This window comes from Sporomusa intestinalis (genome assembly GCF_055383785.1).
Window position 1 is genome coordinate 2,822,289 of sequence record NZ_AP042390.1, and the last position, 15,224, is coordinate 2,837,512.

A 15,224-nucleotide genomic window follows, 5' to 3' on the forward strand; every position below is an offset into this window, starting at 1 on the left:
TTGGGCCGCTTAGAAAAGCTGAAAATGCGTGTGGCCAATGAAACCCTTGGCCAGGAGATGAATAAAAAAATAACCGCCGCTAACTATGAAAATATTTTACAGGCCAGGAAAACCGAAATTGCCGAAGAACTGGGGCTTAAAGAAAAAATTGACACGGCCGGCTGGAAAAACATGACGACCGCCGAGACCGGAAAAATCGGCGGCCGCCTGGGCGGACATATCGGCGGGCAAATGGTCAAAAAGCTGGTGGAAATGGCGGAAGCACAAATGGCTCCGGTTGATGACACAACCCTTGAAGAGACGAAAAAACAGCTGGCAGGCAAGCGGTGAAAATAAAAATTGGGTCGCAGGTGCGACCCGTTTTTATTTTTCCTGGAGGTTTATTCGATAATAATCCGATGATAATTCTTTTTGCCTTTACGCACCAGCAGGCTGTTATTTTCAAACAGGCCGGCAGTAAGCAGAAAATCCGGATCGGCAACCTTGTCATCGCCGATATAAAGCCCACCCTGCTGAATCAGTCTGCGGCCCTCGCTTTTAGACGGGATAATGCCGGTGGTCACAAGCACATCCAGCAGCTTGGCACCGATTGTATCAGCCGTTACCGACACGGTGGGGGCATTATCCAGTTTGCCGGCGCCGCCGAACAGGGCCTCGGCCGCCTGCTGGGCTTTCTCGGCTTCAGACTGACCGTGAATCAGCTTAGTTACCTCAAAGGCCAGTGTTTTTTTGGCAAGATTAATTTCCTTGTCCTTAAGGGCGCCAAGCCGCCGGACCTCGGTCATCGGTAAAAAGGTCAGCAGCGCCAGACATTTTTCCACATCAGCGTCATCAACATTGCGCCAGTACTGATAAAAATCATAAGGTGACGTTTTCTCCGCATCCAGCCAGAGAGCCCCTTTTTCCGTCTTGCCCATCTTGCGCCCGTCACTGGTCGTCAGCAGGGTAAAAGTCAGCCCATAGGCCGGTTTTCCCTCCTTGCGCCTGATAAGATCCGCCCCGGCCAGGATGTTGGACCACTGGTCGTCACCGCCCATCTGCATAACACAGTCAAACCGGCGGTTGAGTTCCAGGAAGTCATAACCCTGCATCAACATATAGTTGAATTCCAGGAAGGACAAGCCTTTATCCAGCCGCTGCTTAAAACACTCGGCCGTCAGCATGCGATTGACGGAAAAATGTACGCCTATATCCCGCAAAAACTGGACATAGTTGAGAGTTAACAACCAGTCGGCATTATTTGCCATTAAGGCTTTATCGTCAGAAAAATCAATAAAACGCTGCATCTGTTTTTTAAAACGCTCCCCGTTGTGGGCAATCGTTGCACTTGTCATCATCTTGCGCATATCGGATTTGCCGGAGGGGTCTCCGACCATTGCCGTGCCGCCGCCGATCAGGCAAATAGGGCGGTGACCGGCCTGCTGCATATGGGCCATTACCATCATGCCCAGGAAATGACCGACGTGCAGGCTGTCGGCCGTGGGATCAAAGCCAATATAAAAGGTGATTTTTTCCTTGGCCAATAGCTCACCGATCTCCTCTTCATGAGTCAGTTGCTGGATAAAGCCCCGTTCCCGGAGTGTGTTTAGTACAGACATTGTGAAATCCTCCTTTATTGCCGGTAAAAAATAAAAAACCGTCCCTGGTCAGGGACGGGGAACAACCCGTGGTACCACCCTTGTTGCTGAATGTTCAGCCTCTCAAGCGAAGTTAAAAACTTCTTCAGCCCGGTAACGGCGGCATCCGGCCCGGCCTACTTCAAGCAGCTTATCAGGTCTAATCCGGTGAATACTGACGGTCTATTTTCCGCAACCCATCGTTGTCGTCAGTCGGCATACGTCCGGTATGCCTCCCTCCTCCGCCTTGGTTTGCGAAAAATGGCCTCGCCATTATTCTACCGTTTAGAGCTGACAAGCTGCATCCATGTTCAGCCTGCTGCTCCTAGGTGTATTTCGGTTGGTTCACCTGCCGGGTTCCACCAGCCCCTGGCTCTCTGCAAGGCTCATCCAGCTTACTTTTCCTATTCATCACATTTTCCCACATATTTTACTATATATACTATACCCGAAGATAAACGGGTTGTCAATTTTTAGCTACCAGCCGACAGGCAAGGATCTATTTTAGCACTTTTTAAGCCGCATGATAATTTTTTGTGGTATAATGATTAGCGGATCAAATCCTGTTCTGACTGCAAGAAATTAGATTTATAAGAATTATAAGGGGAGAAAGCCATGCAAGATAAAGACCGTGAAAATAAACGCAAACCCAGGAAAAACACACGCACGATTACCGTGATTGCGGTCGTCATCTTCCTGGTTATGCTGACAGGCGCCGGCCTGGGTTTTTTAACAGCCAGTATCCATACGATGCCCAGTTTAAAGGGCGAAATACGTCCGGCTGTATCATCACAGATTTTTGATGCCAACGGCAAACTGATAACGACGATCCATTCTGTGGAAAACCGGTTGCCCGTATCTATCAATAAAATTCCCAAAAACCTGCAAAATGCTTTTATTGCTGCCGAAGATACCCGTTTCTATCAGCACAGCGGGGTTGATCCCCGGGGGATTTTGCGGGCAACCTGGTCAAACCTGACGAACAGAGGCATCTCGGAAGGCGGGAGCACAATCACCCAGCAGTTAGCCAGAAACGCCCTGCTCTCACAGGAACAGACACTTAAGCGTAAAATCCAGGAAGCATTTTTGTCTTTACAGATCGAACGCCAATACAGCAAAAATGAAATCTTAGAGATGTACATGAACCAAATTTATTTTGGCCAGGGAGCTTACGGGGTGCAAACCGCTGCCCAGATCTATTTTGGCAAAAATGTTGAGGATTTGAATCTGGCCGAATGTGCAATGATAGCCGGTATCCCCAAAAGCCCTAACTATTATTCTCCCGCCAGCAACTTGAAAGCCGCCAAGGACCGCCAGTCGGTCGTACTTGACCAGATGGTCAAGTATGGCTATATTGACTCGGCAACTGCGGCCAAAGCACGAACCACCGAGATTAAAATCACTACCCGGTCGGTTGCCAATATGTCGACTGCTTCCTATTTTACCGATTACATTATGCAGTTGCTTATTGATAAATACGGGGCCGACGCCGTGTATAAAGACGGCCTTAAGGTCTATACGACACTGGACCTGGAAATGCAGGCCGCTGCTGAACAGGCCATGACCCAGCTGCCGACCAAGCGCACCGAAAATGGCATTAAGCAGCCCCAGGGAGCCCTGGTGGCGATCGAGCCCCAAACCGGTTATATTAAGGCCATGGTCGGCGGGCGCGGCAATGATCAGTTCAACCGGGCGGTTTTAGCTGAACGGCAGCCTGGTTCCGCCTTTAAGCCTTTTGTCTACCTGGCGGCGATTGAAAGCGGACTTACCCCCGCCAGCATGATTGATGACAGTCCGGTAAGCTTTGGCAGCTGGTCGCCTGTAAACTATGACCGGAAATTCCGCGGTCCCGTTACCCTCCGTTCCGCCCTGGAGCAGTCGCTCAATGTTGTAACCGTAAAACTGGCCCAGCAAACAGGTATTGATAAGGCCTTATATTATGCCCAGCAAATGGGTATCTCCACCCTGGTGTTAAAAGGCAACACCAATGACCGCAATCTGGCTATGTCGCTTGGCGGCCTTACCAGGGGGGTTACGCCCCTGGAAATCACCAGTGCTTATGGCGTATTAGCCAATAATGGCATCCGGGTCGAACCGACAGCGATTCTTAAAATAGTTGATCGCAATGGCAAGGTCATCGAACAAGCAACCCCGAAAGAAAAAGTGGTTGTCAATGAGCGCAGCGCCTACCTGCTTACTGATATGCTGCGCGGGGCTATGACCAGCGGTACCGGTGCCGGCGCTTACTTTGGGCGGCCTGCCGCCGGGAAAACCGGCACTACCAGTGATTATAAGGATGCCTGGTTTGTCGGCTATACCCCGGACTTAGTCGCCGCAGTATGGATGGGCTGCGACAATCCCGAATATTTAGGCGTTGTTACCGGCGGCACCATTCCCGCCACTATCTGGCGAAGCTTTATGCGCGACGTGGCGCCGAAGTACGTTGCCCGTGATTTCGTGCGGCCCTCCGGCATCGTAGCTGCCCGGATATCAACCAAAGATGGCTTATTGCTTACTGATCCGGAAAATCAGGATGGACGCAACGAGCTGTTTGTTGAAGGGACTCAGCCTAACAAGCATTCTACAGCAGCCGTAACCAAAGATGTTAAAGACGACAAGGACGGCAAGCCGGATGAAACCGGCAGCGCCGGGGAGAAATCCGGTATTGACGAAAAAGTGCCACCCCCGCCGCCGCCGGTGAAGAGCGATACAAGCCCCTTGTCCCCCCAGGCCCCGCCGCCGCCGCCCAGACCGACTGAGCCGGTAAAAAAGAATTAGGTTTATAGGGACTAAAAAACACGCGCAATTTTACGCGTGTTTTTTTTCCCTTTGTCGCATATACATTTATTAGAGGTTAGCAACTGGTGATTCCGTTGTCGTTGTCACAGAAACAAAGAAGTAAAATTATAATTATTATAATAATGATCCAGCTACCGCCAAACCCACCACCAAAACCTCCGCAACCGCCAAAGCCACGTGCCATTATATTTTCCTCCTCCCAATCTCCTTAAAATTTGTGTCTGTCCTTACTTTAATTATATGAACCCTGTTTTTTGGGTCACACGCTATTGCCGTGTGTTCCTCTGTAAGTAAAGGCTATAGTGAAGTATCATCACTATCGAAAAAGAACAGTAACAGGATAATGATGATAATCCAGATGCCACTGAAACCATTGCGGCCAAATCCACCACGAGACATTAACAATTCCTCCTCTTTCCTACTCTGCTAACGAGGGCGAAGTACCGCCCGCCCTTCTACTTCAATATATACAGTTCGTGCAGGAAGTGTTACTGACCGCAACAGGCATTTAGCCCTAATTTTTATTTGTTTCAAATAGTCTTCTGATTTGTTTAGGCGCATCGGTTGCCACCTTTACCGACTGCATTGTGCTGTTAATTACGTCCGTAACGTTTCTTATTTTGTCTACTGTGGAAGTCATGGAGTCAAGCCGCCTGTCCATAGAAAAATTTTCCGAGGCCAGTGTTAAGAGAATCACCATCAACTGAATGTTGAAGCTGGGGTTTTCCATTACTTTCCTCAGGAACGCAGCCGGTCCACGGCCGGACACCGGTTTTGGCGGTACGGTTGCCGGTAGTTTTTCCGGCAGTTTTTCCGGTTGTTCGTTAACCTCCTGCGGTTCGGCTTGTTCTTCTATTTTTGCTGCTTTGGCTGCAGTCACGCCTGGATTTCGTGGATATTTCCGCACGCGCATATTTCCCACCCACCCTCACATTGAACTTTTTTCTAATCCAATATATGAAAGATAAGCGTATTTGGTCTCTGAAAAAGTATGGACACTCACAAAAAATGCTGAATTGAATAAATTGGATAAACAAATATCTTATCAGCGACAGCTTGCGCCACTATTGCGCCTGAAATGAAAGTAGTGGCAGCCGGCTATCGGATAAAAACAGAGGAGGTGCATAACCATGTTTGAACAATTTGGCAATATCATGGAAATGGTGAAAAAGGTTCAGAACAATGTTGATAATGTTCAGGAACAGCTGAAACAGGAACGAATAGAAGTATCAAGCGGCGATGTTGTGAAAATTGTCGTAAACGGTCAGCAGGAGCTTATCTCCATCCAGTTAAATGCAAAATATCTTATGGCCGATAATACCGCGCTGTTACAGGATTTGTTGACAGCCACCATTAATAACGCCTTAGCCAAATCACGCGAATTAAACCAGGAAGCTATGAGTAAGCTGGCCACAGATTTAAACCTGCCCAAAATTCCTGGCATATTTTAAGGAGGAGGTACTATGCCGAACGATACCGATAATCCAGGATCTTCATCGCTATTAGGTTCAATAACCCGGATGCTGGACGCTAATAGTAGTGCCGGGACAGGTTCTGACAATCTAATTACAGTTTTAGCCCTGCTCTGTTTATTCTCTATTGTTAACAAAAATAATGCCGTCAGCCAGCCGGTCCTGAATCAACAGGCAACTAACAGCAATCCTCTACATAAACTACTGGGTGAATTGACAAAGGGCGGTGACGGTGGCGGTGGCGGTAGCGGCGGCAGCGGTTTCTCGCCTGATACATTAATGTCACTATTGCCGTTATTAAACAGTCCCCAGCTTAAATCCAAACTAAATCCCGGCACAATCAGCACCGTCCTCGGCTTGTTGAATAATCTGGGCGGCCTGGGCGGCATGGCTCAAGACAAACCCAAAGCAGAGCCAAGGCCCGAGCCACAAAAACAGCCCCGCGAATCTGAACCTGTTCCCTCGGCACCGGTTGCCGATCTGCAGCCTGTGCCAACACTTAAACAGCAGCCAATACCCGCCCAGGAGGCGGAAGAGCCTGATGAACAGGACGGCAAAAATTTTGGCCGTTACTTAAACTGGAAAAATAATTTTTAACAATAATAAAACCGGGGGTGTTATCCCCCGGTTTTATTATTGTTCGCTAGAGTAAAATCAAACCAGTTTGGCAATCGTAGCGCCTGTACCGCCTTCATTAAGCGCAGCAATCTGTATGCTTTTTATGTGGGGATGATTTTTAAGGTAGTCGCTCACGCCTTTGCGCAAAGCACCTGTCCCTTTGCCATGAATGATAAGCACCTCGGTTAAGCCGGCCAGAATGGCATCATCAATATATTTATCAAGTACATTTTCCGCTTCCTCAATAATCATGCCGCGAATATCAATCTGCCGGGCGGCGCTTACAGCCCTGGGCATACCGCTCCGTTTGGCGGCAGCCGGCGCCGGCTGCTTAACCGGCTCGGCCAGCGCCCGGCAGGCTGATACCGGCACCGTGAATTTTAAAGCCCCCAGTTGTACCGTTACATCAGTGCCGCTTATGGCCAGCACTTCGCCTTTTTGTTGTAACGTGGCAACATAGACGTTCATACCGGGAGTTACCATTGACGGCGATAACTCAGGCAAATCGGTCCGGTCCTCCGCTGCCAGCCGGTTGACCTCCGCACTGCCGGCCTTGAGCTTCCGGCGGACATTTTCAATGGCCTGCTGCCGCTCGCGGCCGCTATGCTCGGAAAACTGGGCTTTCAGTTCGGCGATTACTTCTTCCGCCGTCCGCCGGGCCTGACGGATAACGCCTGCCGCCTCTGCCTGGGCCTTTGTCAGGACTGCGGCCTTTTTTTCGGCCAGATTATGCTCCCTGGCAGCCAGTTTTTCTTTTGTTTTATTCAATTCCTGCTCCAGGCGTTTTACTTCATCTAAACGGGCAGTAAAGGATTTCTTTTGTTCCTCCAGCGCCTGCAGCACGGTCTCAAAATCCGCATGTTCCTTATTAAGCAACGCCCTGGCTCTGTCGATAATTCCACTTCCCAGGCCAAGCCGCCGGCTGATCGCAAAGGCGTTGCTGCTGCCGGGTATGCCGATAAGCAGCCGGTAAGTGGGACACAGGGTCTGGATATCAAACTCTACACTGGCATTTTCAATTCCCGGCCTGGTATAAGCAAATGTTTTTAATTCACTATAATGCGTGGTGGCAATGGTCTTGGCGCCAAGTGTATGAATATACTCCAGGATGGCCATGGCCAGGGCGGCGCCTTCACTGGGATCGGTGCCGGCCCCGATCTCGTCGATAAGCACCAAATCATTCGCCGTTATTTTTGTTAGTATTTTAACCAGATTAGTCATATGGCCGGAGAAAGTGCTTAAACTTTGTTCAATACTCTGCTCATCGCCAATATCGGCAAAGATATTGCCGATCACCGGCATCTCCGAATCCGGCGCCGCCGGCACAAACAAGCCGGCCTGGGTCATAAGGGCAAATAAGCCTACTGTTTTCAGGGTTACGGTTTTTCCGCCCGTGTTCGGCCCGGTAATAAGCAAGGTCGTAAAATGCCGGCCAAGCTGGACATCAATGGGAACCACCTGCTCGGCCGGGATCAGCGGATGGCGCGCCTGCACCAGTTTAATATACCCCTGCTGATTCAGCACCGGTTCAGTGGCGTGCATATCCATACTCAATTTTGCTTTGGCAAAAATAAAGTCCAGCCGGGCTAAAACGGCAAGGTTGGCGGCAATGGCTGCTGCCGCTTTGGCAATATGACCGGCTACCACGGTTAAAATCCGCTCAATCTCGGTTTTTTCGGCAGCCATAAGCTGTTTGATATCATTATTCAAATGGACAATGGCCATTGGTTCAATAAACACGGTGGCGCCACTGGCCGACTGGTCATGGACGATACCGGGAAAACTATTGCGATATTCCTGTTTTATCGGTATGACATACCGGTCGCCGCGCATCGTGACTAACGCATCCTGGAAGAACTTCTGGTATTCGCCGGACCGCAGAATACTGTCCAGCCTGTCTTTCACCCGGCCCTGGGCCTGCTTGATCTCCCGGCGCAGCTTTAACAGCTCGCCGCTGGCATCATCCCGGATCTGGCCTTGCTCAGTAACCGTTGCCTCGATCGTTGTTTCCACATTCCTTAACACGGTTATCTGGCCGGCTAGGGCGTGTAACAGCGGTGTTGCCACAGGCAGGTCAGTGAAAAAACTTTTCATACGCCTGGCCGCGTACAAGGTACTGCCTACCGCCAATAATTCATGGGGCTCCAGCATCGCGCCAAGCTCCGCCCTTTTTATTGCCTCCCTCACATCGCGGCTGCCGCCGAGCGGCACACTGGGACTATGATTCAACAGTTCACGGGCCTCGGCTGTTTCCGCCAGGCGGCCTGCCACCGTTGGCGCATCACTCACAGGCACCAGGCTTTCCGCCAGCTCCCGGCCCATAACCGAACCGGTGCGTTCGGCCAGCATGTCCCGGATCTTATTATATTCCAACGTTGCTAACACGGATGTGTCCATGTAAATTCTCCTCTAACCCTCTTATAATACGCCGCGAAAAAAATGCCCCCGTGTAATATGCTCATGTTCAACCTCACTCACTTTATCCTGCAGCAGCAGGGGATGGCGTTCTCCCTGGTCAATGAGCTCACGGTACAGACTGGTCATTTGCTCCACTTCCCCCACCGTATTATATTTGGCTTCAAACCGCAGCCGGCTTAACCCGCTCCGCATAAGCCGGGGCACATGGGGCAGCATGGACAGCTCTTTGGCATTAAGTATATGCAGGCGGCAAAACTGGTCGGTCATGACCGGAAACAATTCGTTCATTCTGTCCCTAAGCCAGTACCGGCCTGGCCGGCAAGGCTGCTTACAATGTCCGGCCTTATCGCCCCAAAAACTGCCGGGCAGACAATACTCAGAAATCATCAGCGTTATATACCCATGCACCAGGCATTCTGTTGGCGCCAGCTTCCGGGCGGCAATGGCTTCCACCTGAGCAAAATTGAGTTCCGGTGAAAGGGTCAGGCTGGCTAAGCCCAGACTGCTCAAATATCCGGCTGTGACACTGTTATATACATTTAACGGGTAATCTCCGTGCAGCGGCACATCAACAAGCTCCCGCAGCAGGTGGAGGGTCCCGATATTTCCTACACTGACCGCATCGGGCTTGAGGCGGTTGAACAAAACCGCATTGACCTGCAGTTCGTCCAATTGCTGTTGCTGTACCAGGCGCGGCGTATTAAAAATAATCTTACGGTTGTGCCGGCGGACATAATCTGCCGCCTGCTGATAATCTTCAGCAGATAAGGCCTGTTTCCCCCAACATTCGCCGCCAAACATAACAATATCCGCGCCACTGTCAACAGCCGCCCTGAGTTTGTCCAGGGCATCCACATTAACCACCAGTTCAGGTTTGTTCGCCCGCCCGGCTGTTGTAAGCGGCGGCAGCAGGGCGGCAAGGGAGCTGCCGGTGGGGAGCGCAGCCCTGGTAAACCTGGCCAGCCGGGCCGCTTCCAGCTGTTCTATCGCCCGCCGCCTGGCGTCATTCATCTCACTGAGGGGAACCATTATCTCCCCCTGCAGCCGGCACTCCAGCTGATTCAGGCGAAAAACAGTGGTGCCCAGGCGCTCCATCTGCTTAGCCACACTCGCCGGAGTGAGCGGTATTTTCCGGGCTTTTTCGGCGATGAAAGCCGTCTCCGCCCGGCCGCTGAAGCCGTCGGCGTCCCGCACGGTTATCACCATTGGCCTGCCCTCTTCAGCGGCGACCACAATATCCACCGGGATACGCCGCACCGCTTCCGCGCGGCTAAAGTACGTCCTGGCCCGTTCCATCAGTTTGACATCAAATACCTTAAATACCCGGTCGTTGACACGGACCGGCGAGCTTACCGGCATCGACACCGCCGTATTGGCCGGAGCCTCTGTCACCACAGCGCCGTTGACTGTCAGCGTCTGCACCGTAACATTAACCCGGCCGCCGACTTTAACCCAAAACTCAATAATATCGCCGACAGCGAGCGGCTCATCCAGTTTGATAACGGCAATTTTGCCTGCCGCCTGATAAGCAAGCACCCGGCCGACCCGGACGCCGCGGTTGTTGGGGCGCCGGTCACTCATCATATTCCGGCCGTTTTTGCCGTAGAGATGGGCGGTGGTAAAATCACGGTTAAAAATCTGGGCTAAATCCTTGCGGTCCTGCATACTGACAGCATAGTTACTGCTGTCTGCCAGATACCTGTCAATCGCCCGGCGGTAGGCGTCGACAACCACGGCAACATACTCAGGGCGCTTCATCCGCCCCTCAATTTTAAAAGAAGCCACCCCGGCCTGCATGAGATCAGGCAGCACCTCGATCGTATTGAAATCTTTCGGACTCAGTAGATACTCCCCGGCATCTGCCGTCTGTAAAAGATCATTGCCGTCGGCGTCCACAAGGGTATAAGGCAGACGGCAAGGCTGGGCACAGCGGCCACGGTTGCCGCTGCGTCCGCCAATCATGCTGCTCATCAGGCATTGCCCCGAATAGGAGATGCACAGGGCCCCATGAATAAAAACCTCGATTTCCACAGGCGAATTCTTACATATGTACTCAATATCTGTCAGCGCCAGCTCCCTGGCTAATACCACTCTGGTAAACCCCATGGCGGCTAAGAATTGGACCCCGGCTAAATTATGAACCGTCATCTGCGTGCTGCCATGGAGCGGCAACGCCGGCACGATATTGCTGGCGATGACCGCCACGCCCAAATCCTGGACAATAATCGCATCGACACCAATTTTATCTACATGCCGTAAATAATCGGCCAAAGCCGGTAATTCACTGTCATCAGTCAGCGTATTCACCGTAATATACACCCGAACGCCACGCAGATGGGCAAAGCGTACGGCTGCCGCCAATTCCTCATCGGTAAAATTGGCGGCATAGTGCCTGGCGCCAAACATTTTGCCGCCAAGATACACCGCGTCGGCGCCGCTTTCCACAGCCGCCGTCAGCGCTTCCTTCGTGCCTACAGGCGCAAGTAATTCAATCACATGGACCATCCTTTCCTAAAACCGCTGCTATAGCCAGGGCAATGCCGGTTAAATCAGTGACCGCGCCCACCGCCGCCTGGGCCTGACGGCCCAGGGCAATAAGCGGAACCTTGTTTACCGTATGGGTTTTTACACTCATATCCTCGAAATTGCCATGGTCACTTGTCAGCAGGAACAGCGTGTCAGCCGGCAGCCGCCGCACCACTGCGTCAATAAACTCATCAAGCAGTGCCAGAATAGCTGCCGCCGCCTGCCAGTCCTGCTTGTGGCCCGCCCTGTCGGTCTGAAAATATTCAAAGATAGTAAAAAAATATTTCCTGGAAATATTAACCAAATTTTCGGCGGCTTGCGTTGGCGTCAACACCGGTAAATCAGGCACTCCCCACGCGGGCAAAGAGGCGTTGGTAATATCCTGATACACGGCTTCTTTATTCCGCATCTCCGCTACAGACCTTAGCTGCCGGCCGGTACTCAGGGCCGCCAGGGTGATTGCCGAATGCCGGCGCTTGCGTTTAGCCACCAATTCAAAATAGTTCGGGGTGTACATATTGGCGGAAGTTGCCGGCAAACCGGCCTTGGCCAGCCTGCCCATAATATTGTTGCCGGTAATCATATGGGCAAGCTGAGGCCCCGGGAAGGCCTGAATATGGCGGCCCATGGCCCGGGCCGTATTCAGGCCGGTCAGAATAGCGCCCTGGCCGGTTGCGCTCTGCGGCAGTCCCGGCACGCCCAAAGTAGCATCCAGCGGCACCAGGCAGCGTTCCGGGGCTAAGGTTAAAGCAAGCTCTGCCGTCAGCGGCCGCCCGAACAACCGCTCAATAACAGGCAGCCCAAAACGGGCAATTGGATTAACCCCGGGATTGTTGCTGCCCAGGCCAAACCCGTCAATAAAAAATAATAATACCCGCATTGCCAAAATGTACCTTTCTCACAGAATATAAGAAAAGACTTGGCTTGTGCCAAGTCCCTCAGGACGCCGGCAGAAGCCCTAGTCGTTCTTACTTATGATCAGAAACCGATATACTTTCTGATCATGTAAAAAACACGGCTTGCGCCGGGCCTTGGGCGGAAGCCGAAGCCGCTGTTGCCCTTAGCCAGGGGGCGGTTGACCTTGCTATCAGGATAAGAAAGAAGAAGGGACAACCCTTCCTCTCTTTACTGCAAGTCGTTTTCCTCGCTGGACGTTTTTTCCCCGGCGCCTGCTTTTTGCTTCTCCTGCTCCCGCAGATGGGCGGCAAGATATTGCACATCATCCATAAAAGCCTCGAATTTCGTCAACTTTTCCCCGGCCAGGCTGAGTGGATTGTTGTACAGATTTTTAATATAGTCTTCAAATTCTTTTTTGGTAAGTGGATCATTTTCTGGTGTCCGCAGCATGGTAAACTCTCCGCAGCTTTCCAGGCGAGCCACTTCAATCGTACTTAAATCAGACAAATCAAGACCTTTTTTATGCAACTCCTGCCGCAGATCATCATAGTTAAAGTGGATCTTGGTAAAATTCTCTTCGATCAGGCGTCCGTCCTTGACCAGTGTTACCGGCGTGCCCTCGAACCATTTGCGCATCGTGTTGCTCTTCAAGGCCAAATAGCCTAAAACCTGTTGCAGCAGCAGCAATGCCACCAGCGCCTCCACCCCGGCAAACAAACTGGGATTTTGATCCATTGTCCCCGCCACAATCACGTCGCCGATACCAACCATAATAACAAAATCAAATGGTGATAACTGGCCAACCGTGCGGTTGCCCATCATTCTTACAACAATCAGGGCCAGCGCACAGAGGATCATTAAGCGTAAAGCGACCTGTCCTATTGAACCGCTATCAAACACGGTACCACTCCTTTTCTGTCAGTATTATTAACCCGACAGCAGAGTGTTATACCGAAGCAGCGGGGCAAAAACAGGCTATTTGTCCTCTTTGATCAGTTCAAGCAGCTCCAGATAGTCCTGTTCCAGCCGCAAAAACTCATCAGCAATGTTTAATGCTGTCAAAACGGCAATCTTAGCCGGCGACAGCCTGAGATTAGCCTTGGCCGTCTTTTTCATCCGTTCATCCAGCAATGCGGCTAAACGCCTGATCCGGTCCTCTTCCAGACTACCCTTCAGCGCATAGCTCTCGCCGTATATCTCAACGGTAACTTTATTTTTAATTTCTGACATACTCCACCTGAAATAATATATTTATTGTGGATATACTTCTAGCCTCTGAAAAGTAATTCCTGCTAGCAAAAATAAAAAGGCGGGATAACCCGCCAGAGAACCGGTAATTATTCCTTGCCGGCCGCTTCCGTCTTATGTAATGCACTATGACGATAACTATAAGCGAAATAGACTATAAAACCAATCACTGACCATATGCCAAAGCGTATCCAGGTTTCTTTCGGCAAATTAGCCATCAAGTAGCCGCAGGACAGTACCGCCAGCGGGGCAATAACCTTTACGGCCGGGCATTTAAAAGCGCGCGGAATATCAGGATGGGTGTACCGCAGCACCAATACACCGATCGCGGCCACAACAAAGGCAAACAGGGTACCGATATTGGTGAGCTCGGCAATAATACCGATCGGGGTAAAACCGGCGATCAGGGCAACCGCAACCCCGGCCGCCATAGTAATAATATGGGGTGTGCCGTATTTGGGATGAACCTTACAGATGCTGGCCGGTATCAGACCATCGCGGGACATGGCAAAAAATACCCGCGTCTGTCCATACATAAAAACCAGCAATACTGTTGTTATCCCGGCTATAGCCCCGGTCCCCACCAGCGCGGAGCCAAAATTATAGCCGATGGCTCGGAGGGCATAAGCAACAGGCTCGGCATTATTCAAATCCTGATAAGGAACCACGCCGGTCAGAACACCGGCCACAACGATATAGAGGATTGTGCATATAACCAGCGAGCCAATAATCCCTGCCGGCAAATCCCGGTTGGGATTCCGGCATTCCTCCGCCGCCGTGGCTACTGCATCAAAACCGATATAAGCAAAAAAGATAATTGCCGCCCCGGCTGCTACCCCGGAAAATCCATAAGGCATCAGTGGCGACCAGTTAGCTGGGTTTACCTTGGGGCCGGCCAGGGCCAGAAAAATAAAAACGGCAGCCAGTTTTATCACTACCAGGATTTTATTGAGCGTAGCACTCTCCTTCGTACCCCGGACCAGCAATAGACTCAGCAGCAGGGCGATCAGCATGGCCGGCAGATTGACAAGCCCGCCGTCGGCCGGCACGGCCGTAAAAGCTTTTGGCAAGTCGATGCCACCTGATTTCAGCAGGCCTACCACATAACCGGACCAGCCGGCGGCTACGGCGCTTGAACCTACAGAATATTCCAAAATCAAATTCCAGCCAACGATCCAGGCGACAATTTCCCCCAGGGCCGCATAGCTGTAGGTGTAGGCACTGCCGGCAATCGGTACAACCGCTGCCAGTTCGGCATAAGCCAGCGCGGCAAACGCACAGGCTAAACCGGAAATAACAAATGATAGCATAATACCCGGCCCGGCATAGTTAGCGGCAGCCACACCGGTTAAAACAAAGATACCGGTGCCGATAATACAGCCAATACCCAACAAAATCAGATCCGTCGCGCCGAGGCTCTTTACTAACCCCTTTTGTTCTGCCCCCTCTTTCAGCTTAGCAATACTTTTGGTCCGAAAAAAATTCATAGGTTCACCTCTTTATATTTTTCCTCTAAAAAAACAGACCTGTCTAGGGAGACAGATCTGTTTCCAGTAAACATCCAACCAGTGCAGACATTTACAAAATGTGTCCATCCTGGTTAACAGTTTAACATAAACGGGAGGCGAGG

The 15,224-nt window shown here is 51.3% G+C and carries 12 protein-coding genes and 1 other annotated feature; of the genes, 4 read left to right on the top strand and 8 right to left on the bottom strand.

The window, feature by feature from the left end; genetic code table 11:
* Window positions 1-330, top strand: a complete 330-nt coding sequence (locus ACZ481_RS13285) for a small, acid-soluble spore protein, alpha/beta type (RefSeq protein ID WP_464765863.1) — start codon at window positions 1-3, stop codon at window positions 328-330.
* Between the two features lie 50 nt (window positions 331-380).
* On the opposite strand, the gene tyrS is transcribed toward ACZ481_RS13285, so the two are convergent.
* Window positions 381-1,598 (bottom strand): tyrosine--tRNA ligase, encoded by a 1,218-nt coding sequence (gene tyrS / locus ACZ481_RS13290; protein ID WP_464765864.1) that lies wholly within the window; start codon window positions 1,596-1,598, stop codon window positions 381-383.
* A 47-nt stretch (window positions 1,599-1,645) separates the two neighbouring features.
* Window positions 1,646-2,037: a binding site (T-box leader), on the bottom strand.
* A gap of 194 nt (window positions 2,038-2,231) precedes the next feature.
* On the opposite strand from tyrS, the gene ACZ481_RS13295 reads away from it, so the two are divergent.
* A complete protein-coding gene (locus ACZ481_RS13295) occupies window positions 2,232-4,394 on the top strand; it encodes a transglycosylase domain-containing protein (RefSeq protein ID WP_464765865.1) in 2,163 nt (720 codons plus the stop codon).
* Window positions 4,395-4,929: 535 nt separating this feature from the next.
* Here the strand turns inward: ACZ481_RS13295 and ACZ481_RS13300 are convergent.
* Window positions 4,930-5,328 carry a hypothetical protein gene (locus tag ACZ481_RS13300; protein ID WP_464765866.1) on the bottom strand — a complete coding sequence of 133 codons (399 nt, stop codon included), beginning with the start codon at window positions 5,326-5,328 and terminating at the stop codon, window positions 4,930-4,932.
* 217 nt (window positions 5,329-5,545) lie between these two features.
* On the opposite strand from ACZ481_RS13300, the gene ACZ481_RS13305 reads away from it, so the two are divergent.
* Window positions 5,546-5,866, top strand: coding sequence for a YbaB/EbfC family nucleoid-associated protein (locus ACZ481_RS13305; protein ID WP_464765867.1), 321 nt, complete (start codon window positions 5,546-5,548; stop codon window positions 5,864-5,866).
* A gap of 12 nt (window positions 5,867-5,878) precedes the next feature.
* Complete coding sequence (locus ACZ481_RS13310; RefSeq protein ID WP_464765868.1) at window positions 5,879-6,484, top strand: hypothetical protein; 606 nt, start codon at window positions 5,879-5,881, stop codon at window positions 6,482-6,484.
* Window positions 6,485-6,541: 57 nt separating this feature from the next.
* Here ACZ481_RS13310 and ACZ481_RS13315 read toward each other — a convergent pair whose 3' ends face one another.
* The 6 genes from ACZ481_RS13315 to ACZ481_RS13340 all read right to left on the bottom strand — a co-directional run bounded on the left by ACZ481_RS13315 (window position 6,542) and on the right by ACZ481_RS13340 (window position 15,081).
* On the bottom strand, window positions 6,542-8,902 hold the full coding sequence (locus ACZ481_RS13315; protein ID WP_464765869.1) for an endonuclease MutS2: 2,361 nt from the start codon (window positions 8,900-8,902) through the stop codon (window positions 6,542-6,544).
* 21 nt (window positions 8,903-8,923) lie between these two features.
* Window positions 8,924-11,419, bottom strand: a complete 2,496-nt coding sequence (locus ACZ481_RS13320) for a U32 family peptidase (RefSeq protein WP_464765870.1) — start codon at window positions 11,417-11,419, stop codon at window positions 8,924-8,926.
* Window positions 11,412-12,329, bottom strand: coding sequence for an alkaline phosphatase family protein (locus ACZ481_RS13325; protein WP_464765871.1), 918 nt, complete (start codon window positions 12,327-12,329; stop codon window positions 11,412-11,414). Before ACZ481_RS13325 ends, ACZ481_RS13320 begins: the two co-directional genes overlap by 8 nt.
* Before the next feature lie 245 nt (window positions 12,330-12,574).
* Window positions 12,575-13,246, bottom strand: coding sequence for a DUF421 domain-containing protein (locus ACZ481_RS13330; protein WP_464765872.1), 672 nt, complete (start codon window positions 13,244-13,246; stop codon window positions 12,575-12,577).
* Between the two features lie 75 nt (window positions 13,247-13,321).
* Window positions 13,322-13,576: a cell division protein ZapA gene (locus ACZ481_RS13335; protein ID WP_464765873.1), complete on the bottom strand. Its 255-nt coding sequence runs from the start codon at window positions 13,574-13,576 to the stop codon at window positions 13,322-13,324.
* A gap of 107 nt (window positions 13,577-13,683) precedes the next feature.
* Window positions 13,684-15,081, bottom strand: a complete 1,398-nt coding sequence (locus ACZ481_RS13340) for an amino acid permease (RefSeq protein ID WP_464765874.1) — start codon at window positions 15,079-15,081, stop codon at window positions 13,684-13,686.
* Window positions 15,082-15,224 lie beyond the last annotated feature (143 nt).